Origin of the sequence: Paenibacillus mesophilus (assembly GCF_005938385.1) — a bacterium.
In the GTDB taxonomy this organism is placed as follows: Bacteria; Bacillota; Bacilli; order Paenibacillales; family NBRC-103111; genus Paenibacillus_AB; species Paenibacillus_AB mesophilus.
In genome coordinates, this window is record NZ_VCRA01000031.1 from 1 (window position 1) to 21,661 (window position 21,661).

A 21,661-nucleotide genomic window follows, 5' to 3' on the forward strand; every position below is an offset into this window, starting at 1 on the left:
GAAACCAAAAATCCCCTTCTGTACAATTTTGTTCCTGTGAGGCTGTGTCTATTAAAACTCCCCCTCAACGAAATCGTAAGAAAACAAGAGGAAATTGGAGATATGCATTTATTCATAGAGGGAGGATTGTGTAGTTCTGCCATATGGAGCTCCAGCTACAACATCTTTTTTTGAAACATTTTGGAAATAACGACCGTTTATAACATATAAGAAGTAATTCATGAGGAGATGAATTCGATTTGAACAAAGCCCGTCTTTGTCTCTATGCACTGCTATTGAGTATACCGCTTGCCTTGCAGCCGTCCGTCTCCAATGCCGCAACTGACCGGGTCGAGGTAAGCTTTCCCGAATTTTCCGTAACCGTGAACGGTACCGTGCTGGATGTGCGGCACAGCGAATATCCGCTTCTCGTGTATAAGGATATCACGTACTTCCCGATGACCTGGAACAACATGACCGCACTGGGGCTTACGGCACAGTGGGACCCAATGCAGGGGATGTCGCTGGCAAAGACGGACGCCTGCATACCGCTCCAACAGGATTTGACTTCCACAATCCATTCAAACGACGATACACAAAAGGCTGAGCTTGCCATGTTTCCAGTTCAAGTAAACGGACAAAGGATCGACAATGCGGCTGAACCGTATCCGCTGCTGCTTTACCGCAATATCACGTATTTTCCGATGACGTGGCGGTTTACGCACGACGTTTTCGGATGGATGACGAGCTGGGATGCGGAACAGGGCTTCGGGATCGAGTCCTGCGGAGGCGGAACGAATGTGCAAGCGAAGCAGACCGATGCGCTCAATGTGGCGAATAACGGACAACTCGCCGTTCAAGGCGATTGGATCTATATGAATCCGGAGATCAAATATTTCGGAACGAGTCAACTGGTGAAACGGAAAACGGATGGCAGCGAGGAAGTGAAGCTGTCGGACGACAATGCCGCGTACCTCAACATCGAAGGGGATTGGCTATATTACACGATTCCCTCCTCAAATGATCCCGGCGGCATCTACAAGATCAAAACCGACGGGACCGGGCGCACACAGCTTTCCGCCGGTCCTGCCGAAAAGCTATGGGTGAACAACGGCTGGATTTATTACATGCATGATACAAACGGCGGCGGCTATTACTGGACCGACAGCATTCGTAGGATGAAGACTGACGGTACGGAGGATCAAGTGCTCCTGGCCAAAGACCAAAGTTCGTCCTTTTCCGGATTTTTTCTGGATGGGGATACGATCTACTATGTCAGACAGAACATGCTGTTTCGGATGAACCTGGACGGCTCCGACAATCGGAAGCTTCGCGAAGATGTGACCCGTGCGATCCTCATCGACGGATGGATCTATTATGTTAGCCAGAACGGTAAACGATTGAACAAAATGAGCGGGGACGGGCTGGTCGATATTCCACTGCATACCTCGGAGGGCTTGATTAGGGCGTTTCATTACCGCCAGGGCTGGATTTACATGGCCGCAGGCAATTTCAGAATTATGGGCTCCGGCAATATCGACAAGTTCCGCCTTGACGGTACGGGGGGAACCGGCCTGACGACCGCTCGTGCGACTTCACTTTACTTCGCGGGCGACACACTGTACTACAACCACGCATGGGAGGGGAACAGCCGGCTCGACCGTATGGAAATGAAATAACGGTCAGGCCATTGTTCATGCATGAATAATGTTCGTGCGGTCTAAAATTTCTCGTCTCCACTAACGGAACACGTTAACTCCATATTCACGAAGGACGCGGCTGCCGACATGGATCGGCAGCCTTTTTGTTGCGCTTACTGGAAGAAAAATCTAATAATGAGGCTACCATTAGCACCGTTATTAGGATATAATTGGAGGAATTTATTTATAAAATGAGGGGATATAGATGTCGGAAATACGAGCAATTGTATTAGACTTGGATGGAACGTTACTGGATAGTAGCAAATCCATATCTCCTCGGAATTATCGTGCGGTTAAAAAGTGTTTTGAATCCGGAATTCAAATTATTGTTGCCACAGCACGACCGCCTAGAGTCGCTAAACAATTCGTAAAGGATATTCCTTTTGTAGATTACATTGTTTTCTACAATGGTGCCCTAGTAACATGCAAATCTAAGCAAATTCAGCGGCACATTAGTATCCCAACAGAGATTAGCCAACAGATTATTAAATTCATTGGGCTAAACGAACCCCACCCGACAATCTCATATGAAGTAAATGACTCATGGTATACGTGCACACCAGTTCCCGACTCAGAGTGTGCTCGGTTTGGTGCCCGTTCGAGTGATTCTAAACCACAAGTAGTCGATTACGATTTTATCTCTTCAATGTCTCCGACCAAAATACTCGTTGTTGGTTACAGCACATGGAAAGATCTTATCCTGCAATTCGGTGACCAAGTTAACGTGATCGCAACTGACGAAGGAGTATTGGTTCAAATTATGCATAAATCAGCTTCAAAAGAAGATGCCGTGCAATGGGTCTTAAATGAGATCGGGATAAACGTTGAACAGGTAATGGTATTCGGAGACGATTTTAACGATTTGGGACTTTTTCATATGTGCGGATTTCCAATTGCAATGGGTAATGGAATAACCGAACTAAAAAATTGTGCTAAATACGTTACCGAATCAAATGATAACGACGGTGTTGCTTCAGCACTTGAGAAATTTGTACTGTAATCCTCCTTTTGTTCTTGAGTGAGGACGCCCCAGCAAAATATATATGAGCATGTACCTTACTTTGAGGTGCCGGCAGCCATAGTATAAATAACAAAAGGCAAGCGATAATAGCTCTACGTCACAAAGAAACGGAGATGTAGACAATTGTTCAAAAACTCATTTGGATGGAGTCTATGTTATGCCACTGATATGTATAGAAGGGCCAAGTGCTGTTGGCAAGACGTCAACATGTAAACAATTAACCAAGCAATTTGATGTTTTTACAATACCAGAAGTTATAAGGAAACCTATTTCGAATCTTAATGCATACGAGAAAGCAATCCATTATCTAAACTTAGAAGTCCAGCGTTGGGAATTAGCGCAAGAGAAGTTAAAAATCCATGAATTAGTCATTTTAGACAGCGATCCATTCAAACCGCTATGGTTCAATTGGTCCTTTAATTATCAGAATTGTCTAGCGTTAGATGAACTTGAGTTATTTTACCGAAAACAATTAGAGCATCAATCTATTGGATTCGTGGATGGATATGTTCTTCTAACAACCACCGAACAAGAATTACGAAGAAGAAAGGCAAACGACCCGACTAGAGAGCGTATTGAATTCGATCATTTAATGAGAATTAATAAACCACGAGAGACTTATTATTTGCAGATCAATAATTGGTTCCATGGCTATGTGAATAAGTTTAATGCGATAAGTATCGAACAAAATGTCATAAACATTAACAACGCTATGCCGAAATTTAAGCAACCCTCTGATCATCCATTCTCTCTTCACTTATTTGATTCGATTATTCATTGGTTACGCTCGACTTCTCCACCATGCTGAGCTTGTAAATTTAACATTTTAAGTAAGAGCATTTCTTTGTAATGAGAAATGCTTTTTATTTTTTTGCTTAAAATAAAAAGGATATTCTATTAACAATAACGATAATAAACGATATAAATTTATTTTAAAACAATAAATTATATGTTAAAGTCATTTTATAATTAAATTAGTGAGGTGCTTTTTATGAAACGGGGAACAACACTCTTTTTGAAGATGGCTGTTATTCTTATTGGAATCCCAATTCTTGCTTTATGCATATTTTTAGTACCTAAGATCGGGAATTTTGCTGAAGAATTGTATCCGAATATCGCTTATATGAAATCTCTCGTTTTAATCGATATGTACGCGGCAGCGATACCTTTTTACTTTGCTCTGTATCAGGCTTTTAAACTTTTAAGCTATATTGAAAAGAACCAAGCGTTCTCGGAATTATCCGTAAAGGCTTTAAAGAATATAAAATACTGTGCCATCACAACCAGTACCTTATACTTGCTAGGTATGCCACTCTACTATCTCATGGCGAAGAAAGTAGACCCTCCAAGTTTCATGCCAATCGGATTGGTTATTATTTTCGCCTCTATGGTGATCGCCGTTTTTGCCGCGGTTCTCCAAAGACTTTTACAAGAAGCTATTAATATAAAATCAGAAAATGATTTAACGATCTGAGGTGAATATCATGGCGATTATCATCAATGTTGATGTGATGTTGGCAAAAAGGAAAATGAGCGTAACAGAACTTTCGGAGAGGGTTGGAATTACTATGGCGAATCTGTCCATTCTGAAAAATGGGAAAGCAAAAGCGGTTCGTTTTTCAACATTAGAAGCGATATGTAAGAGTTTGGATTGCCAGCCGGGTGATATTTTGGAGTACAAAAGCGACGAAGACACTCAATAAAACAGACAACAAATTCTAACGGGAAACGATAATGGAGTTCAAAACAAAAATAAAAGGTGATAAACCGGTGAATATAGATATAAAGTTTTTAACGCAAGTAATTAATAGCTGGGACCCTGTCAGTTTATTAGTAGGAGGTGCTCCAGAAGACGAATATAGCATTGAAATCAAAGAAATTGTGCAGAAATCGTCGTCATGTAGGACTGAAACAGATCTAGCAAAGTTAATTTATACGGTGTTTGCCGATAAAATGGGTGTGAAATTAAATCAGCTAACATGCTTGAAGCAGGCATTTAAAATATCTGAACTCACGACGAATAACAATGATACGTTATTAAGCTAACGCAAACTGGACTCACATAATCAGGAAGTTTGCATTAACTAAACTTTCCTGTATAGCCTAAGAAATGGGCTTTGTCAAAAAAAGGAGCGTCTCGGTCAGTCCTTCTAAGAGTGATCCGAAGGATGCTCTTGTTATCGCCGATGTTGTAAGCCGCGGTTACTATGAAGGTCTCGGACCAATCTACATCGCAGCCATTTTGTCCGGTGCAGGTGACTTGAGACAATACACTTATGGGCGTCAGTTCTTCGAAAAGCCGGTTTAAATTACGGAGTCGTTAATTTAATCACAAGTATGGCCGCCGATTAGTTCGACGGCCTTTTGATTGTTCAACCAAGCATTCATTTGGCTTGAAGGTGCGTCGACCGGCGTGAGAAAAAGGGCGTAACATGAATGGTTGGAAACTACGGGCCTATAATTTTACTAATTTATCAACTCATTATTTCCTATGCAGGCATGATGGCTGATGACCTTGAATGTTTAAGTTTTTAATTTTGTAATCCGTATAAAACCTTCTTGACAATATAGGGTAGGGGGCTATAGTATATCAGTATCGGACTCCGGTAAATTTTGGAGCTGAATGAACCTCGTCACTGGACGGCCGTCGCGAGCGTTGATTTTGGATTCCGGTATTGATCGGATGATTCGTAATCTGAGGAGGTTTTTATTATGGCGACTCAAGCAGCTCTTTCGCAAGCCGATCCAAGACGCTGGAAGGCGTTGGCTTTGTTATGTCTTGCGAATTTCATGGTGATCATGGATACATCAATCATCGGGGTGGCGTTGCCGGCCATCAAAGAAGCGCTCGGATACACACAGGAAAACTTGCAATGGATATTTAATGCTTACGTCATTTTCTTTGGCGGTCTGCTGCTATTAGGTGGTCGTTTGTCCGATCTTTTCGGTCAGCGGCGTATGTTTATGTGGGGATTTTCGATATTAACACTAGCTTCTTTACTTGCAGGTCTGGCTTGGAACGAGGAGTCGCTGAACGTCGGCCGCGCGCTGCAAGGATTCGGTTCCGCCTTGATTGCACCTTCGGCACTAACCATCGTCATGATGTTGTTTAGCGGCAATCCAAGAGAGCTCGGAAAGGCATTGGGCTTCTGGGGTGCTTCAGCAGCTGCGGGTGGATCGGCGGGGGTGTTTCTCGGAGGTGTTATTACCGAGTGGTTGAGTTGGCAATGGACATTTCTGATCAACGTTCCAGTCGGGATTATTGCCTTAATAGTATCCCCCGGACTTTTGGGGAAAGGGACGCGCAGAAAAGGCAGCATTGATGTTGCGGGTTCTATTTTCGTTACTGCGGCATTGGTGTTGGCCGTGTACGGCATCGTTACTGCAGAACACAACGGTTGGGGAGCGCCTTCCACCGTATGGACGCTAATTATGGGGGCCGTGTTGTTCATCCTCTTCCTGATTATCCAAGCCGTGAAAAAAGAACCGCTTGTACCCTTACGAATCTTAAAAGCGCCGAACCTGGCAGCCGGCAATATCGCGCTCATTATGCTGTCCGGTGGGTGGATACCTCTATGGTACTTCCTCAATCTCTATATGCAGCAAGTACTGAAATTTTCCGCCTTCGCCGGCGGGGTCGGCTTGCTGCCGATGACGATATTGATTGCCATTTTCATGATATTCATTACAGGTAAATTGATCGGAAAGCTAGGTATCAAAGCGAACTTGGTTATAGGATTGATTGCGCTCGGAGGTTCGATGCTCCTGTTCTCCGGAAACACGCCTGCGGACGGCAATTTCGTAATGAATGTGCTCCCTGCTTCGCTTTTGGGCGCTCTCGGAATGTCCCTTGCTTACATCCCTGCTACAATGGCCGCTATGTCGGGCGTTAAGCCGGAAGAAGCGGGGCTCGCATCTGGTCTTGCTAATACGAGCTATCAGATCGGCTCGGCGATCAGTTTGGCCATCATGGTCGCGATCGCGGCATCATCGACAGCCTCCCATACTGGAGGCGATCCTGTAACTGCTCTAAATGATGGATTTCATCAAGCGTTCTTTTGGTCCGGCATCGTAGCATTTGCCGGTGCGATATTGGCGCTGCTGTTTATCCATACTCCCAAACAAGGGGAATCAAGTGCTCCCTCAGCCATGTAATTGCAACGGATCTCCAGCCAAACTTATAGTTGGCTGGAGCTTTCCTTTATGGTGCGAAGTGTACGAATCATTTCCGCGTCACAGTTCTAAAATTGTTTGTATTGGGTGACCGGGCTTGTTATATAAGTTTTTTTGTGCAATGCTGATTTCAGGAAGTACGTTCAGGCCGAATCATCCAAAGGGGTGACAGTATGGAAGCAAAACGGATAGCCGCCGAGAAAGCGGCGGATTACATACAAGACGGAATGATCGTCGGATTAGGTACTGGCTCGACCGCTTATTGGGCCATCCGGAAGCTGGGTGAACTCGTCAACAACGGGCTTGCCATTACGGCCGTAGCGACATCGGTTCAATCTCAAAGCTTGGCGGAGGAGCTCGGAATCCGCATCATTCCATTCTCGGCCGTACAAGCAATCGATCTTACGATCGACGGCGCCGATGAAGTCGACCGGGATTGGAACTTGATCAAAGGCGGCGGAGGCGCATTATTACGCGAGAAAATCGTAGCCGCTTCCAGCAAGCGGCTCTTGATTGTAGTCGACGAGAGCAAAATCGTAAGCCGGCTCGGCCAGTTCCGCTTGCCTGTAGAGATCGTACCGTTCGGCCATGAGCTGACCGTGCGAAAGCTGGGTGCGCTCGGATGCGATCCGAAGCCGAGAATGGTGGACCACAATCGATACGTGACCGATAACGGGAACAACATTGTGGACTGCAACTTCGGGATGATCGAGCGGCCGGGCGAGCTTCATAACGCGATCAATGCGATACCGGGCGTCGTTGACAACGGGCTGTTTATCGGTATGACGGATAAGGTAATTGTCGGTTATCGGGACGGTTCCGTTCAAGAGCTTCGGAAGTAAGTTCGAAGCTTTGTCGCTTGACGAGAGGAGTGACGAGGTGAATTTGAACGAAAACGTCGTTACCGCCGGGGTTTACGTAAATATAAACGGCCTCTTTCCGTTTCAAGTCGGACCTACCAAAGCGGGAACGGCACTGGGTGTCGTAAGACTCGGCGGACATCGGGAACGAGACGAGACAGGCTGGCAATGCGCTTCGCGCGAAGCGTTCGAGGAGGCGGCACTTCATATTGTCCCGGTCAAGCCGCCGGCGACATACTGGTACGAAGCATCCGACGAGCCGGAATTAATTGTCGGGGGCTGGCAGGAAGGAGACGTTGAACCGATACTGGTCGGGAAACGGACACCGGGCAATCGGATCACGCCCGTTTATTTGGCTACGTCACACGATTCCCCCGTACCGTCTGCCGAGACGAAGGGCATCTTGCTGCTGAGTCCGGCGGATATTGCAAATATCGTTTCGGCTCCAATAACGCTCGGACAGTATATGGAATCGGGCGGCCGCGCCGTTTTTGGCGATGCGCTTCCGCTCGATTTTCCTTTGGAACCTTTTCCGCACCTGCGACTTCTGGATATATTGATTAAGAGACATCCCGAAATCGTCGCTAACGCTGCGCACGCTGCCATACGTCCAAGATGAGGCGTTTGAAAAGAAGCGCCTGCTGCCAGCGATCGGATAGTTCCAGACGATTTGCCGCATAGTTGTCCGAAGTGATGCCGTAAGAGGGAGGCCCGAGTTCGGGAAGAACAGGAAGCACATCTCCCGGCAGCGCTTCCTGCAGCCAATACCGCACTCCGTTCTCCCACCAGCGCATAAAATGCGGTACCATAGGATGCTCGCCGTTCGGCCCGATATCGACCTGAATCTGTTGCCCGTTGGATACGCGTGCATGAATAGCCGAAGTTCGCCGCAACAGATCATCGAAGAACGGCTCGGCCTGCGCGGAGCCGTCTGCCAGTTCCCCGGCTACAACGTAGTGGGACAAGTCGATCGTCAGACGCAAATCCGGAATGGCGTTAACGTATTCCACCGTGCGGTGCAAGTCCTGAGTGACTCGCCCGCGGTGGGTCTCTGCAAAAAACGGCATTTGAGCGGCAGCCGCTTCGTCGATCAGCCCGTTTAACAAAGCTATTGCCTCATCTCCGATAACGAACGAATCCATCACTTGTGCATTGATATATTGGGCGCCGAAATGTTTCGCCTGATGCAATACCTTCCGCAAATCCTCACGCTTACGCGGGAAAGCCAGCGCTCCGAAGCCGAAACGGTACTCGTCCAGCTTTCGCCGCCATCGCTCGGCCTCTGCCGGCTCCGGAACGAACCCCACTATGCCGGTAAACCCGGCTTCGGCGATTTTCTCGAACTTTTCCTCGAACGTCCATTCGCGTTGTCCGTCGCCGAGTCCGACCATGGTCCACCAAGCTTGTTGAATGTCCAGTCGGGGGGAGGCGTTGCTACAATCGTTCACGCGATGCTGAATCATGTTCGTCAACGCTATGACCACCATGAAATGATGTAGCTACATTATATACGGCGGACGCCGCGCATCGAAGCATGTTTCCTACTTAAAACTCATGCGATTCTGCTATAAGGAGGCGGGAACATCGCTGGAGCTACTTAAGGACAGCTGCTGCAAATTATTGCAGGTTCCGTCTATTTTTTGTTCAAAAGGAGAAGAATCGGTCCGGTTATCGCTTTTATAATAAAATTGTTATTCCAGGCAAGCGGAGACGGTCTGAATCACTAGGTTTGGGAGAGAAGCAAGAGGTGAACATGGCAAAAGTAGGTGTCGTATTCGACAAGAAAGAGGCCGAACGGCGGCGGGCGCGCGGTGTCAACGTGTTCGCAGCGTATATCGGCGAGGTGCTGAACCATGCGGGCATTCCGTTCGAATGGCTCGACGGAACCGAACGTTTGACCGAAGCGCGCCTTGATGTGGCTATTGTGGCGTTTGCGCCCGAGTTGCCGGCCACGACCAAGCATGTATGGGAGTATGCTTCAAGGGGAGGAACGACGATCGCATACGGGCGGCTGCACAACATGGCATCGAAGCTTGGCTGCGTACGCGCGGCTCCTTTCGAGACGGGTTATGCATCCCTGCCCGCGGAATGGGGGGATATGGGTGAATTGCGATTTGCAGGCTTATCCGTGGAGGACCGGAGCGGATTCCGGACCATTTCGGTCTCTGCTGCCGGTTATAATTAAGCGGTTATTTCTCCAAAACAGTCATCGATAGACTATCTCTTGCAATCAATCGTCCTACGGTATGTATGCGGTTTCATATACAATTATTGTAATTCCACAAAAGGGGAGTTGGGATATAACAAATTGTTCAGATTGTATGACGTTAGATTCCTTGGAAAAGAACTTATACGGCATGCTATATCAGACGTTGGTGAATGTGCTCCTTTTGAAATCACACCACAGCAGGTGCGGCAGCAAATGACGATTATTGAAGAATGCCGTCGGCCTAATCCACATATTTATGCTGGATAATGCGCCAAATCAGCTCAATGGCTGAAAAATGCGCAGAGGCGGCGTACGCACAAGGGGAAAAGATCGTTCTGGAAATTCATAATAATTCGCTGGTCGAAACGGTTGAATCCGGCTTGCGCCTCGTCAATATGGTCGGTGCGGGCAGCATCGGGTTGATTCACGATGCTGGCAATATGTACATTACCCACACCATTATGGAAGAGAATCGGTCTTTCAAATGCGCTGCCGATCATCAGCCTCTGTTCGATGAGGAAACCGGTTATTCCGGCCGGCTAACGCAAGACCACAAAACGGAGGGATTGTTACGAACGGTACGGAAAACATGAGCAGAAGAAAGTTGCTGACTGCGATCGGCCTGGCTGGCGCCGCCGCCGCCGCAGGCGGCTTGCAGGCGGGGCTGGCGCGTTCAGCCGTATACGGGGATGGGAACAGCTGCTCGAGCTGCGTCATCCCGACCACAATCGCGGCAATTCGAAGCAAGACCGATTCCGCCGCGGGCGAGCTTTATTATGTGACCGATCCGGGCCAGGAGGGGCATTTCCGGCTCGACCCGGCCGACGCAGCCTCAGTGGACAATACGGGAACGGTGCTCGTTTCGGCATACGGGGAACGGTTTAAGCGGCTGTACGGACGGGAGCCGGTCAACGCAGCCTGGTTCGGGACCAAGGGGGATGGCATCGCGAACGACACCTCCGCCATCCGGCAAGCGATCGCCGCGGTCTCGACCGGGACGGTGTACGTACCTCCCGGCAGCTATCTGATCAACGATACGATCGAAGTCCCCCCAACTCTAAGCTTCATCTGCGAAGGCGCTCTAGTGTACGACGGGGAAGGAACCGCTGTCAAAATCGGCTCCGACATGGCGTATACGCGGAATAAGACGTATAAGCTCTCCGTCGACAAAAAAACGATTAATTTTGCAGGCAGCTCCGTAGGCGTGGAGTTCGTTAACCTGTACCACAACACGATCGAGCTGGGATCAGTCACCCGCTTTTGCACAAACGTGCTGCTATCTGCGAAAAACGGCCTGGGCTTCTACTCCAATTTTATTTCGCTCGGCATGTTTCAATACGGGAAGGTCCACGTGCTGATCAAAAACCAAAACAAGGGCTGGGCGAACGGCAACGAGTTTTACGGAGGCTCGTTTACAGGCGGCTACGACCAGGTTATCGGGGTCAAATTCGAAACCGACTATAACGGATTGAACGGCAACGCATTTTATTCGCCGAAATTTGAGATGGGAGTGGGCGGAACGCACTTCACGGTACCCGTTCATATGGTGAATTGCAGCGGCAACCGGTTTATCGCCGTACGTACGGAGTCGAACAATCCGAATTATTTCGCTTACCTGAAGGACTGTCGGGACAACCATTTCAATTTCACCATGGCGCTCAGTTCGACGAAACTGTACGAGCTTGGAAAATCTTTGCGCAACGCGGTCAACGACAATAAAACGCTGCTGTTCGATTCGGGCTTCATCGCTCAGAAGTGCAATTATTACGACGGAGACAAAGTGTTCGTGCGTAATCTGGATTTGCTGTCTTTGGACGGCGCGTTTCAGCGCAGCTCCGTCGTCGAATCCGGCGTCTCGCTCGTCACCTTCAACGGGCAAAGCGTCAATTGCGCGACCTCGCGAATGATTCTCAGCCTGTATGTGGACACTTCGCTCCTGAAAACGTTCCGGTTCGTCAAAAACACCGTATCCGGTACGGGCACACGGCTTCACTTCCGCTGTCTGGACGCAAGCGGCTCGCTGCTGACGGGAGAGAGCGTGCCGGCAACGGCCGGCGACGGCTGGGAGTACAACCGGTACATCGTCTCCAGCAATGAGCCTTATTTATACACCTACTACGGGGGAACGTACGCCGAATCCAACGACTCTGCCCTGACCGACATCCGCGTTCATCCCGACGTAAAAACCATTCAACTGCTGGTGGCGATGAAACAGTTGATCAGCTTTCAAATTTACGGAATTGGAGCGACCGGGCCGGAACTGTGCCGAATATGGACGAATTCCAACAACGACCGGGCCTACGCCGCGGCAGAGCCAACGCTGGGCGAATACCGCAAGGGCACCGTTTTGTACGACGACAACAGTGCGGCCGGCGGTTACACGGGATGGGTTTGCGTGATGGCGGGATCGCCCGGCACATGGAAGAGGTTCGGCGCAATCGAAGCTTGATTTCGGTCCGTTTCGATCATCGGCTCCCAGCAGAAAGGTCCCGCCCCCGAATTGACGGGGCGGGGCCTTACGACCGGAAAGCTCTACGGGGCCTGGAAACGCTTCGCCGAGAACATCATCCGTTTCTACAAGGATCCGGCATACGATGAAAAACAGTTGAACGTCCTTACTCAAAAAAACGGCTTCTTCAAAGACCGTAACACCGCGATGTTCTTGTCGATCAGCGGACTTCAATACGCCCAACTCGAGGGGATGAACTTCGTTATCGCGTCGTTCCCGAGCGACAAGGAAGCGCCGGGCGTGGGCGCTCAACCGTACCCGACCATCTTCAGCGTTACGAACATAAGCAAATACAAGGACGACGCGTTCGATGTCATCGCCTATCTGACTTCCGGCGAGATCCAAACCGAACCGGCCAGGCCGGACGGATGCTGCCCGTCGTCAAAGACAAAACGGTCAAAAGCGCTTTCGGACAAAACTCGCCGTTGTTTCAGGGCAAAAATGTGAAAGCGCTCTATCCGGAAAAAATACGGCCCTTCCAGCTACTGGACCAAGTACAACAGTGTGGCCACGACACAATTCTACAACGCGGTCATTTATTCGGCGGTGGGCAAGAAAGACTTGAATTCGGCGCTTCGGGAAGCGGAAGAGGAAGTGAACAAGCAAATTCGAACGCTAAAGGGCAAGTGATAAAAAGAGGCAGGGATTGCGCATGATTCGGTAAGCGTTTACAGGAATTCATCATCACTACGATTTGGGAGGGACATGGTATGAACGCGAAAACAACGATTCGCACAATGCTCGTCGCCGTATTGACCTTATGTCTTCTGTTGACTTGGACCGGCACCATATGGGGGAATCCGGTGCCGGGAGCCATAACCGGTACGGTATACGGTACGGGCAATATTGCCCTGAGCGGGGCATCCGTGACCGTAGTCGGCTACCCCGGACTTGCCGCAACGACGGGCGGTAACGGCCAATTTTACATACCGTCCGTCCCGGCAGGCGTCCATACCGTTGCGGTTTCCGCATCCGGTTACGCCGCTCGTACTACGGAGGCGTTCCAACTTGCGGAAGGCGGAACGGCCATCTTGTCGGTTACGCTGTCGGAAGGGCTGGCTCTTGTGGCAAACGGGCAAGGCCGGGCTGTCGTGCTCGTGGCGGCCAATGCCAATTCGAAAACGGTTGCAGCCGCGGGCAAGCTGTCCGGCTATGCGGAAAAGTCCACGGGGGCCAGTCTGCCCGTAGCCTCGCAGATCGACCCGAACGAGCCGGCGGGAACCGTTCATGTGTACGTCGGCATGGCCGCGCCCGAGCATACCGGTGTCGCCTCGCTTCTGACCGGGCTGAAGGATGACGGGTTCGTAATCCATTCGGAGGGGCAGAGCATCTCGATTGTCGGCCCGACCGCATTCGGAACCGAATTCGGGGTGAATGAATTTCTCGAGAAATACGTTGGCGTGCGCTGGCTGCTGCCCGGACCGGACGGCGAGGATGTGCCCGTTAGCGACGAGCTTAGGGTGCCAGAGGAGACGGTGCGACAAGACCCGGCGTTCTTCTCCCGCTACTTCTACATTTATCCGTCGGCCAACTCGTCCATCTGGCCCATGTATACGGAGTGGACGTCGAACAACAAGATTCGCCAGGTGGTCAATCCCGCCCACAACTTGCACAATCTGTTTCCGCCATCGAAGTACGGGGCGACACGTCCGGATTTTTATCCGAATGGCCAGGTCCCCACGGGCAACATCGGCTGGCAGCCTTGCTTCTCGAATCCCGATACGATGGCGGAAGCGGTCTACACGATCAAGCAATACTTCGCCAACAATCCGAACGCCGTCTCGTATTCGCTCACGGTGAACGATTCGGGCGGATATTGCGAAGCGAATCCGAGTCATCCCGCTTATCCGAACAAGCTCAATTCGATCGGGTGGCAAGACATGTCGAACATCTATTACTCTTGGGTGAATCAGGTGGCCGCCGGCGTCCTGCAGCAGTACCCGGACAAATATTTCGGCGTGCTGGCCTATGCCGAAGTGTACGATCCGCCGACCAATGTGACTTTGAATTCGCATGTCATTCCCTTTATTACGGATGACCGACTTTCCTGGGCGGAGCCCGTCGCGGGCACGGAGGGGCGCGACCTGACCGACGCCTGGAGCGAGGCCGCGCTGACCTTCGGCTTCTATGAATATTTGTACGGATCTCCCTACACGGTTCCGAGAGTGTACCCGCACCAGATGGCGGACAACTACCGGTACGCTCGCGATCAGGGTGCCGATGTGCAAGTTGCGGAAGCTTATGCGAACTGGGGGGAAGGCCCCAAATTGTGGCTGTCGGCTAAGCTGCAATGGAACCCCGACGTCGACGAGGATGCGCTGCTCGACGAGTGGTACGAGCGAGCCGTCGGTCCGGCGGCCGCTCCTTATTTGAAAGCGTACTACGATTATTGGGAGCAGTTCTGGACGGATCGCGTCTTCGAGACGAGCTGGTACAAGAACTGGCGAGCGATGCAGGGGCGCAGTAACTATATGCATCTCCAGAACATGGGGTATTTGCAAGCGGTGACGGACCAGGACATGGTCTTGAGCCGCGGGTGGCTGGAAGCCGCTGTCGCAAACGCCCAGACGGCCGCCCAGCTCAAGCGGGCGCAGATGCTCCTCGACCAGTTCGAGTACTATGAAGCTTCCGTATTCAGCTATCCGAGAAATCTGGATATTCCGCCCGTCGCCAGCGCAGCGGAAGGACTCGATTGGCTGGACCGATACGTGGATAGCCTGCAGCTGGCCGACTCTCGCCTGACGCTCGTGCAGAGCTTCAACTCGGATCCGTGGCTCATTCAAGGATACTTGCCGACAACTTGGAATTACAACACGGTATGGAGCGGGTTCAACGATCGGATGCTTCATGCTTTGGCCGCATGGGTGGCCTCCGAACCGGCGGGCGGGATTGTGAGAACGCAGATCCAGCAGCAGATTGCGTCCGCCGGCACTTCGGCCAAGGTTCGCAATTATTTGAAGTTGATTGTGGCCGAGGCGTCGGGCACGGCGCCGATCAACACGAACGCCTCGTTCGAGACGGGCACCGTGACGAGCGCTCCCCCCTTCGGGTACTGGAAACAGCCCCCGGTGACGAGCGAGGTGATTCAACGGACCACCGCCGCAGCGCATACGGGCAGCTACAGCACGGAGATGAAGGGAATCACCACGTTCGGCGCGGTAACGCTCATCACTTCGGTTACAGCCGGCGTGTACGGAGTGACGGCCGACTACTACACCTTGCCCGACAGTATTAGCGGAACGGGGAGCGTATACATGACGGCAAGCTTGCTGGATGCGAACAACAAAACACTTTCCACCTTCAGAACCGATCGGCGAATCGCCGCCGACACTTCGGGAGACTGGGCGACGCTCGCCTGGGTCGGCGATATCCCCGCGCAGATCAACGGCGTGCCGGTCGCGAAGCTGTCTCTCGTTCTGTATGCCAATGCGTTTAACCAGGGAGAATCTTTGTATGTGGACGATTTCGAGGTCATTCCGTTGAACTGACAGGCCTCCGGATATTCGGGCGGCTCCTCGGGACATGATCGTATGCCCGAAGAGCCGCTTCGTTATTGCGAATAGGCCCGGTTTTTCGTGGAAAAGGTCAAGTAATCGCAGGCATCGGCCATTTACAATAAAAATGGAAGCCGGAAAGAGTTGAAGCTGGGCCTGATCGGCCTGGACACGTCCCATGTCGTCGTATTCCGCTTCATCGAAGCGTCGAACGAAAGCGCGGAAACCGGCAAAACGGCGTGGCTGTAAGTCTGCATCCCGATCAACAGGCCGTGCTGACAACGAAGCGGCCAAGCTTTTGAGGCAACTTGCTTCAAAACGGTTCGATTACCCATTAAGTAGTCGGCATGTGCAGATCATGCAACAGGCGGTCGGCGGCGCTAATTGGATAAGACGGCGGGACGCCGGCTTATCCCCGGTCGTCAGCGTTTAACCGCTTTGCAAATAAGCAGACTAACGGCCCATTTGCCAATCGGACTTTTCGAGGGCAAGAAGCGTCGTTCCATTCCAATCGGTTCCCGACCGCCAAAGCAATCGACCCTGTTCTTGCGAATTTTATCGGTTATCCACTTTCTCCGGATACAGATCGTGGTTCAACAAGCGGTGCTCCGCCATCTGCTCGTATTTTGTGCCGGGGCGTCCCCAGTTGCAGTACGGGTCGATGGAGATGCCGCCCCTCGGCGTGAACTTGCCCCATACCTCGATATATCTCGGCTCCATCAGCGCGATCAAATCGTTCATAATAATATTCATGCAATCCTCGTGGAAGTCGCCGTGATTGCGGAAGCTGAACAAATACAGCTTGAGCGACTTGCTCTCCACCATGCGGCGATCCGGAATATAGGAAATATACAGCGTGGCGAAGTCCGGCTGGCCGGTCATCGGACAGAGGCTCGTGAATTCGGGGCAATTGAATTTGACGAAATAGTCGCGCCTGGGATGCTTGTTGTCGAACGTTTCCAAAATATGCGGCGAATATTGGAACCGGTAATCGGTCCCCTGATTGCCGAGCTGCGTGATGCCCTTCAGCTCTTCCTCCGTTCTTCCTGCCATGATTGTCCCTCCTTAAACGCCCTTTTTGTTGCCCCATACCCATGTGTGAAGCTGGGGGAGCACGTGTACTTGCTTCAACCCGGTATGCGACATGACGCGGTCGATGAGCCATTCGTACCGTTCCAGCAAATACGGAAGCAGCCGCTCCGGCTCGGTTTCCTTCAGCCGGTCGTTGCCGGCCTGCACATAGAACGGAGCTTGCGGATACCGCTCATGGACGTCGGCTGCATACTGCAGATCCGCTTCGTCGAAGACGACGACCTTTAAGGTGAAAGGCCGGTTCCGGTCCGTCAATTTGGCGATAATGCCGTCCAGCGTCCGCCAGTTCGTCTCCATGCGGGAGCTGGGCGGCTTCGGCGACAACGTCAAATCGTCGATGTCCCAGAACCAGTCCTGCCAGCGGCTTCCCTGCGTCTCCAGCGCAACCCGGATACCGTGCCCGTGAAGCATCCCTACCAGCTCGTCGAGCTGCGGCAGCAGGGCAGGATTGCCGCCGGAGATTGTCACGTGTGCGAACGTATCCCCGCCAATATGCCGGAGCTCCGCATAAATGTCCTGCGCCGTCATCAGCCGTATATCCGCCTTGCCGCTTCCGTCCCAAGTGAAGGCCGAATCGCACCAAGCGCAGCTGTAATCGCATCCCGCGGTGCGGACGAACATCGTTTTCCGCCCGATCACGCTGCCTTCTCCCTGCACGGTAGGACCGAATATTTCGATTACGGGAATGCGGCGGCCCTCCGTCACGACTTCACTTCCGCGCTCATTCATGGGCGGGTACCCGCTTTCGGACGGTACATGCAATAGCTGGTCGGCGTTTCGCGCAAATACACTTGCAGACAGCGGGCGTTGTTGCCCAGCTGATCCAAATAGCGCTGCACGATCTCGCAAATCGTGCGCGCGACGACCTCCGTCGTCGGAAACCGGTCCGGATCGTCGGCGCTGAAGCTTTCGGCGTCGTCGTTGAGCACGGAATGATCGAACCGTTCGTGAATAAGCTGCTTCAGCTTGGAGAAGTTTACGAGGAAGCCGGCGGAATCGAGCGTGTCTCCGGCAACCGTAATATTCGCGAAATACGTATGGCCGTGCAGCTTCCGGCACTTGCCCGCTTCGTCGGCGGGAATATAGTGCGCGGCTGCAAACTGCATATCTTTATTCAATTCGTAAGCGTACGAATGATTCACTGTCGGATAAATTTGCTGCATCATCGCGAGTGCGCCTCCTGTCCCGGCATGGCCAAATAATCGTCGAGACCTTTCTTGCGCAGCAGGCACGCCGGGCATTCCCCGCACCCGTCCGCCACGATTCCGTTATAGCACGTCAGCGTCCGCTTCCGGACGAAATCGAAAGCGCCGAGCCGGTCGGCAAGCTCCCACGTCTGCGCCTTGTTCAGCCACATGAGCGGGGTATCGATGACGAACGGATAGTCCATCGCCAGATTGAGCGTCACGTTCAACGATTTGATAAACACGTCCCGGCAGTCGGGATAGCCGCTGAAATCGGTCTCGCACACGCCGGTCACGATATGCTTCGCTCTGATCTGCTTCGCGACGATAGCCGCGAAAGACAGGAAGAGCAAATTGCGCCCGTCCACAAACGTGGTCGGCAGCGAGCCTTCCTGCTGCTCGATGGCGATATCGGTACGGGTCAGCGCATTCGGCGCCAGCTGTCCGAGCAAGGACATGTCGAGCACATGGTGCCTGACGTTCAGCTCCTTCGCGATCGCTGCGGCGACCTCGACCTCCAGCTTGTGCCGTTGGCCGTAATCGAACGTGACGGCTTCCACCTCGTCGAACCGCTCCATTGCCCAGAACAGGCACGTCGTGCTGTCTTGCCCGCCGCTGAATACGACGACGGCTTTCGTCTTGTTCATTCGAGCACCTTCCTCTCTTATCCGAGAAGAACGAGATCCGTGCAAATTTCCCTGGCTTCACCTAAAGAATCGGCGCGAAAACGGTGTTGCCCGCTTCGCGCCGAACGCAAAAACGACGATACCTGAACGGGGCCATCGCTTCTGGGTAGTTTTTTATAGAGGGAGTTCGCGAACCTCTCCCGGAGCGCCCGCCGTTTGGGGCAGGACCACGATCCGGAATTTCTTCTTTAGTTTTTCTCACGTACTATAGCACAGAAGCGCCCAGAAGGGAATAGGGGGCTTCTGGATAATATTTCTCGTCAACCGGAAGGAAATCGGCCGCACGTTTCGAAAACAATTAGGAACTTTAACGTAAATAGCGTACCTGCTCTCTGACGACCGGGACTTGCCGGTCCACAAAGCCCCGGTCGTCTGTCAAGGCGGTAATTCCGTTAAAGCTGCTTAGGTCAAGGCACAGGGGAGGGATCATGATGAAATTGCAGCTATTCGACAGCGCCCGGCTTTTTCTGGAGCGGACGGGTTCTTATCTGGAACGGAACGAAGCGGGCAACAATCTTCTGCTCGGCTTGACTCATGTGCTCATACAGCAGGAGACGAGAGGCGATAAGACGGCCAAACCGTTTATGGCTGCGGTGGAAGAACGCGACGGAAGCCCCGTTCTCGTCATGCTCATGACCCCGGTCAATATGATCGTTGCCGGGGAAGGGCCGCAGCCGGAGCTGGAGCAAGCCGTTCGGCTCGCCGCAGCTCATCTGATCGAACAAGGTGCGGAATTGCCGGGAGTAGTCGGACCGCCCGAGATCGCCGGACAGCTGGCATTCGCATGGGCTTCCGCCAAGCGGGCGACCCCATACGTCAAGATGAATCAGCGGGTATACCGGCTCGACGAGGTAAACGCGGTCCCGCTCAGCGCCGGCGGCATCCGATTGGCCGGTACGGACGATCTGGAGCTGGTGGCCGACTGGATTCACGAGTTCGCGGAATCGGTGGGAGAGAACATGAGCCGGGAAGATGCGGCGCAGAAAGCGCGGGAGAACATCGTAGGCGCGTCGTTGTATTTGTGGGAGGACGGGCGTCCGGTCAGCATGGCTAAGAAAACGCGGCCTACCCGCAACGGCATCGTCTTGAGTCTCGTCTACACCCCGATCCTGCACCGCAACAAAGGATACGCCTCATCCTGCGTCGCTTCGCTCAGCCGGCTGCTGCTGGACGAAGGCTACCGATTTTGCAGCTTGTATACCGACTTGTCCAATCCGACCTCGAACTCGATCTATGCGAAGATCGGGTACAATCCGGTGCAGGATTCGATTTTGTACCGGTTCAAGTGAGGGGGGTAATGACGAATAATGATGTAAATGATTTGCGATCCGAATGGTTTTCGGCATAAAGGTTTTGGTGCCGCCGGTCTAAACGGGCTCTCGTCTCTATGGAGACGAGGGCCTTTTTGTACGCCAGAATGTTTAAGTTCTTTACCGAACTAAAGCGAAAGGGTGACCCTTTTGCATGGGGAATTTGGAAATGGGCTTGAACGAACCAAGCTTCCCTATTACTGAACTCCATTGCGCTATTTGCACATCAGATGGCCGAATACAGCGAATAACGAACCTCATTTCACTATTACCAAACTTAAGTTCAGTAATAGTTACTCTAGGTTCATTGTTCCTCCAATTACCGAGAAGTGGAGCCAAATAGCGCAGAGAAGTTTGCTAATAAACAAATTTGGTTCATTAATGACGAAGGGTCCTTTGGGAGTAGGAGTCATTACGAAATAACTCCACTCTCCCAACGCACTAATGTTTGGTTTGCATGACCGTCCGGGCGTTTTCCTTTTAAAAGAGTTGCGGGCAGCTCTTATTTTACCCAAATCAGCAAATATTTACATTTGGTGGGTGCTGCGGTAGACGGAGGGGCTCATCTCGAATTTTTTGGAAAATACGCGGCTTAAGTAGAAACCGTTCTCGTACCCGCACTGCTCGGCGATTTGATCGAGCGGATAGTTCGTCTCCAGCAGCATTTGCCGGACTTTGTCCATCCGCAGCGTCACGACGTAGTCTGCCGGCGTTTTGCCGAAGCGGGCTTTGAATCTGCGGGTAAACTGTACGGGAGACAGCTCGAGCTCGGCCGACAAATTCTTCATGCTGAACCGGCTGTCGTATGCGCGCGCTTCCAATAAACTCGCGGCCTTCTGCATAAGCGGATCCGACGGCTTCTCCATATTTCGGGCGGCTTCGGCCTCAAGGCAGTATTGCAGCCATATATCGTTCAGCAGTAAATTTTGCCGGCGGCGATGAAGCTTGTCCCGCTTCGGCCAAAGGCCGAGCAAATATTGATAGCTCGACGACATCCGGCGGCTGTCGCGAAGCGTAAGCTTCCCCCGGGGGATGTGCATGAGCAGCGATTCATCTTCGATCGTCTGGAGTGAGTCGGGCAATTTCCACCGGAAATGAATGACGAAAAACGAAAGCGTCCGCACCACCTCCCGCCATAACGGTATGCCGGGAGGGCATAATACGATATCTCCGCTCGTGGCGCTTCCTTGCAATTGGCCGATCCTGAAGTCGAATATGCCTTCGCACACGGCAAACATGACCCATGAAGGGTATACGTCAATCTCATTCAGAAAACGTTCCTTCCGATCCCAGTACAAAACATGAACGAGCTGGGGAACCACATCCGCCGGACGATACGGCTCCATGCGACGGCCTCCCTTTGAAATGGAGTATATGGTCGATGATAAACAATTGCATGGGAAAAGTAAATTGAATTTACTAGGCTAGAAATAACCCTTTAACG

22 protein-coding genes and 1 riboswitch are annotated in these 21,661 nt (G+C 51.7%); of the genes, 15 read left to right on the forward strand and 7 right to left on the reverse strand.

Annotation, left to right across the window (positions count from 1 at the left end; translation table 11 throughout):
• Positions 1-239: 239 nt before the first annotated feature.
• The 9 genes from FE783_RS31450 (at position 240) to FE783_RS31495 (ending at position 8,352) form a co-directional block, all read left to right on the forward strand.
• Entirely contained in the window at positions 240-1,658 is a 1,419-nt protein-coding gene (locus FE783_RS31450) for a DUF5050 domain-containing protein (RefSeq protein WP_138883367.1), read from the forward strand.
• A gap of 226 nt (positions 1,659-1,884) precedes the next feature.
• Positions 1,885-2,679, forward strand: a complete 795-nt coding sequence (locus FE783_RS31455; RefSeq protein WP_138883368.1) for an HAD family hydrolase — start codon at positions 1,885-1,887, stop codon at positions 2,677-2,679.
• Positions 2,680-2,857: 178 nt separating this feature from the next.
• Positions 2,858-3,508 carry a nucleoside/nucleotide kinase family protein gene (locus FE783_RS31460; protein ID WP_138883369.1) on the forward strand — a complete coding sequence of 217 codons (651 nt, stop codon included), beginning with the start codon at positions 2,858-2,860 and terminating at the stop codon, positions 3,506-3,508.
• A 183-nt stretch (positions 3,509-3,691) separates the two neighbouring features.
• Positions 3,692-4,174, forward strand: coding sequence for a DUF2975 domain-containing protein (locus FE783_RS31465; RefSeq protein ID WP_138883370.1), 483 nt, complete (start codon positions 3,692-3,694; stop codon positions 4,172-4,174).
• Positions 4,175-4,184: 10 nt separating this feature from the next.
• Entirely contained in the window at positions 4,185-4,403 is a 219-nt protein-coding gene (locus FE783_RS31470) for a helix-turn-helix domain-containing protein (RefSeq protein WP_138883371.1), read from the forward strand.
• A 31-nt stretch (positions 4,404-4,434) separates the two neighbouring features.
• The gene (locus tag FE783_RS31475; protein ID WP_138883372.1) at positions 4,435-4,746 is read left to right on the forward strand and encodes a DUF1871 family protein; all 312 of its coding nucleotides are present in this window, start codon (positions 4,435-4,437) and stop codon (positions 4,744-4,746) included.
• A 666-nt stretch (positions 4,747-5,412) separates the two neighbouring features.
• Positions 5,413-6,855 (forward strand): MFS transporter, encoded by a 1,443-nt coding sequence (locus tag FE783_RS31485; RefSeq protein ID WP_138883373.1) that lies wholly within the window; start codon positions 5,413-5,415, stop codon positions 6,853-6,855.
• A 191-nt stretch (positions 6,856-7,046) separates the two neighbouring features.
• A complete protein-coding gene (gene rpiA, locus FE783_RS31490; RefSeq protein ID WP_138883374.1) occupies positions 7,047-7,715 on the forward strand; it encodes a ribose-5-phosphate isomerase RpiA in 669 nt (222 codons plus the stop codon).
• A 37-nt stretch (positions 7,716-7,752) separates the two neighbouring features.
• Entirely contained in the window at positions 7,753-8,352 is a 600-nt protein-coding gene (locus tag FE783_RS31495; protein WP_138883375.1) for an NUDIX hydrolase, read from the forward strand.
• On the opposite strand, the gene FE783_RS31500 is transcribed toward FE783_RS31495, so the two are convergent.
• Complete coding sequence (locus tag FE783_RS31500; protein ID WP_158302154.1) at positions 8,318-9,196, reverse strand: sugar phosphate isomerase/epimerase family protein; 879 nt, start codon at positions 9,194-9,196, stop codon at positions 8,318-8,320. The two genes, FE783_RS31495 and FE783_RS31500, sit on opposite strands and share 35 nt — an antisense overlap.
• 284 nt (positions 9,197-9,480) lie before the next feature.
• On the opposite strand from FE783_RS31500, the gene FE783_RS31505 reads away from it, so the two are divergent.
• Positions 9,481-9,918 carry a hypothetical protein gene (locus FE783_RS31505; protein ID WP_138883376.1) on the forward strand — a complete coding sequence of 146 codons (438 nt, stop codon included), beginning with the start codon at positions 9,481-9,483 and terminating at the stop codon, positions 9,916-9,918.
• A 305-nt stretch (positions 9,919-10,223) separates the two neighbouring features.
• On the opposite strand, the gene FE783_RS38080 is transcribed toward FE783_RS31505, so the two are convergent.
• On the reverse strand, positions 10,224-10,442 hold the full coding sequence (locus FE783_RS38080) for a hypothetical protein (protein WP_202916296.1): 219 nt from the start codon (positions 10,440-10,442) through the stop codon (positions 10,224-10,226).
• 89 nt (positions 10,443-10,531) lie between these two features.
• On the opposite strand from FE783_RS38080, the gene FE783_RS31515 reads away from it, so the two are divergent.
• From FE783_RS31515 to FE783_RS31525, 4 genes are all read left to right on the forward strand, one after another.
• Positions 10,532-12,391 (forward strand): glycosyl hydrolase family 28-related protein, encoded by a 1,860-nt coding sequence (locus FE783_RS31515; protein WP_138883378.1) that lies wholly within the window; start codon positions 10,532-10,534, stop codon positions 12,389-12,391.
• Positions 12,392-12,547: 156 nt separating this feature from the next.
• On the forward strand, positions 12,548-12,898 hold the full coding sequence (locus FE783_RS31520; RefSeq protein ID WP_138883379.1) for a hypothetical protein: 351 nt from the start codon (positions 12,548-12,550) through the stop codon (positions 12,896-12,898).
• 57 nt (positions 12,899-12,955) lie between these two features.
• On the forward strand, positions 12,956-13,081 hold the full coding sequence (locus FE783_RS38760; protein ID WP_274381468.1) for a hypothetical protein: 126 nt from the start codon (positions 12,956-12,958) through the stop codon (positions 13,079-13,081).
• A gap of 80 nt (positions 13,082-13,161) precedes the next feature.
• A complete protein-coding gene (locus tag FE783_RS31525; protein ID WP_138883380.1) occupies positions 13,162-15,939 on the forward strand; it encodes a DUF4838 domain-containing protein in 2,778 nt (925 codons plus the stop codon).
• Positions 15,940-16,500: 561 nt separating this feature from the next.
• Here FE783_RS31525 and queF read toward each other — a convergent pair.
• Genes queF through queC form a run of 4 tightly spaced genes read right to left on the reverse strand, consistent with a single transcriptional unit; the run spans position 16,501 to position 18,868 of the window.
• Positions 16,501-16,998, reverse strand: a complete 498-nt coding sequence (gene queF, locus FE783_RS31530) for a preQ(1) synthase (protein ID WP_138883381.1) — start codon at positions 16,996-16,998, stop codon at positions 16,501-16,503.
• A gap of 12 nt (positions 16,999-17,010) precedes the next feature.
• Positions 17,011-17,766, reverse strand: a complete 756-nt coding sequence (gene queE / locus FE783_RS31535) for a 7-carboxy-7-deazaguanine synthase QueE (RefSeq protein ID WP_138883382.1) — start codon at positions 17,764-17,766, stop codon at positions 17,011-17,013.
• Positions 17,763-18,203: a 6-carboxytetrahydropterin synthase QueD gene (gene queD / locus FE783_RS31540; protein ID WP_138883383.1), complete on the reverse strand. Its 441-nt coding sequence runs from the start codon at positions 18,201-18,203 to the stop codon at positions 17,763-17,765. Before queD ends, queE begins: the two co-directional genes overlap by 4 nt.
• Positions 18,200-18,868 (reverse strand): 7-cyano-7-deazaguanine synthase QueC, encoded by a 669-nt coding sequence (gene queC, locus FE783_RS31545; protein WP_138883384.1) that lies wholly within the window; start codon positions 18,866-18,868, stop codon positions 18,200-18,202. The genes queD and queC overlap by 4 nt, the downstream gene beginning before the upstream one ends.
• A 139-nt stretch (positions 18,869-19,007) precedes the next feature.
• Positions 19,008-19,051, reverse strand: a riboswitch (PreQ1 riboswitch).
• Between the two features lie 284 nt (positions 19,052-19,335).
• On the opposite strand from queC, the gene FE783_RS31550 reads away from it, so the two are divergent.
• Positions 19,336-20,196, forward strand: coding sequence for a GNAT family N-acetyltransferase (locus tag FE783_RS31550; protein WP_138883385.1), 861 nt, complete (start codon positions 19,336-19,338; stop codon positions 20,194-20,196).
• A gap of 548 nt (positions 20,197-20,744) precedes the next feature.
• Here FE783_RS31550 and FE783_RS31555 read toward each other — a convergent pair.
• The gene (locus tag FE783_RS31555; protein WP_138883386.1) at positions 20,745-21,563 is read right to left on the reverse strand and encodes a helix-turn-helix domain-containing protein; all 819 of its coding nucleotides are present in this window, start codon (positions 21,561-21,563) and stop codon (positions 20,745-20,747) included.
• Positions 21,564-21,661 lie beyond the last annotated feature (98 nt).

Coding starts and splice junctions, on each gene's coding strand:
- queE (WP_138883382.1), bottom strand. CDS start 17,766: ATGAATGAGCGCGGAAGTGAAGTCGTGACGGAGGGCCGCCGCATTCCC.
- FE783_RS38080 (WP_202916296.1), bottom strand. CDS start 10,442: ATGATCGGCAGCGCATTTGAAAGACCGATTCTCTTCCATAATGGTGTG.
- FE783_RS31460 (WP_138883369.1), top strand. CDS start 2,858: ATGCCACTGATATGTATAGAAGGGCCAAGTGCTGTTGGCAAGACGTCA.
- rpiA (WP_138883374.1), top strand. CDS start 7,047: ATGGAAGCAAAACGGATAGCCGCCGAGAAAGCGGCGGATTACATACAA.
- queC (WP_138883384.1), bottom strand. CDS start 18,868: ATGAACAAGACGAAAGCCGTCGTCGTATTCAGCGGCGGGCAAGACAGC.
- FE783_RS31525 (WP_138883380.1), top strand. CDS start 13,162: ATGAACGCGAAAACAACGATTCGCACAATGCTCGTCGCCGTATTGACC.
- FE783_RS31455 (WP_138883368.1), top strand. CDS start 1,885: ATGTCGGAAATACGAGCAATTGTATTAGACTTGGATGGAACGTTACTG.
- FE783_RS31500 (WP_158302154.1), bottom strand. CDS start 9,196: ATGATTCAGCATCGCGTGAACGATTGTAGCAACGCCTCCCCCCGACTG.
- FE783_RS31475 (WP_138883372.1), top strand. CDS start 4,435: ATGGAGTTCAAAACAAAAATAAAAGGTGATAAACCGGTGAATATAGAT.
- FE783_RS31550 (WP_138883385.1), top strand. CDS start 19,336: ATGATGAAATTGCAGCTATTCGACAGCGCCCGGCTTTTTCTGGAGCGG.
- FE783_RS31485 (WP_138883373.1), top strand. CDS start 5,413: ATGGCGACTCAAGCAGCTCTTTCGCAAGCCGATCCAAGACGCTGGAAG.
- FE783_RS31465 (WP_138883370.1), top strand. CDS start 3,692: ATGAAACGGGGAACAACACTCTTTTTGAAGATGGCTGTTATTCTTATT.
- FE783_RS31515 (WP_138883378.1), top strand. CDS start 10,532: ATGAGCAGAAGAAAGTTGCTGACTGCGATCGGCCTGGCTGGCGCCGCC.
- queF (WP_138883381.1), bottom strand. CDS start 16,998: ATGGCAGGAAGAACGGAGGAAGAGCTGAAGGGCATCACGCAGCTCGGC.
- FE783_RS31470 (WP_138883371.1), top strand. CDS start 4,185: ATGGCGATTATCATCAATGTTGATGTGATGTTGGCAAAAAGGAAAATG.
- queD (WP_138883383.1), bottom strand. CDS start 18,203: ATGATGCAGCAAATTTATCCGACAGTGAATCATTCGTACGCTTACGAA.
- FE783_RS31555 (WP_138883386.1), bottom strand. CDS start 21,563: ATGGAGCCGTATCGTCCGGCGGATGTGGTTCCCCAGCTCGTTCATGTT.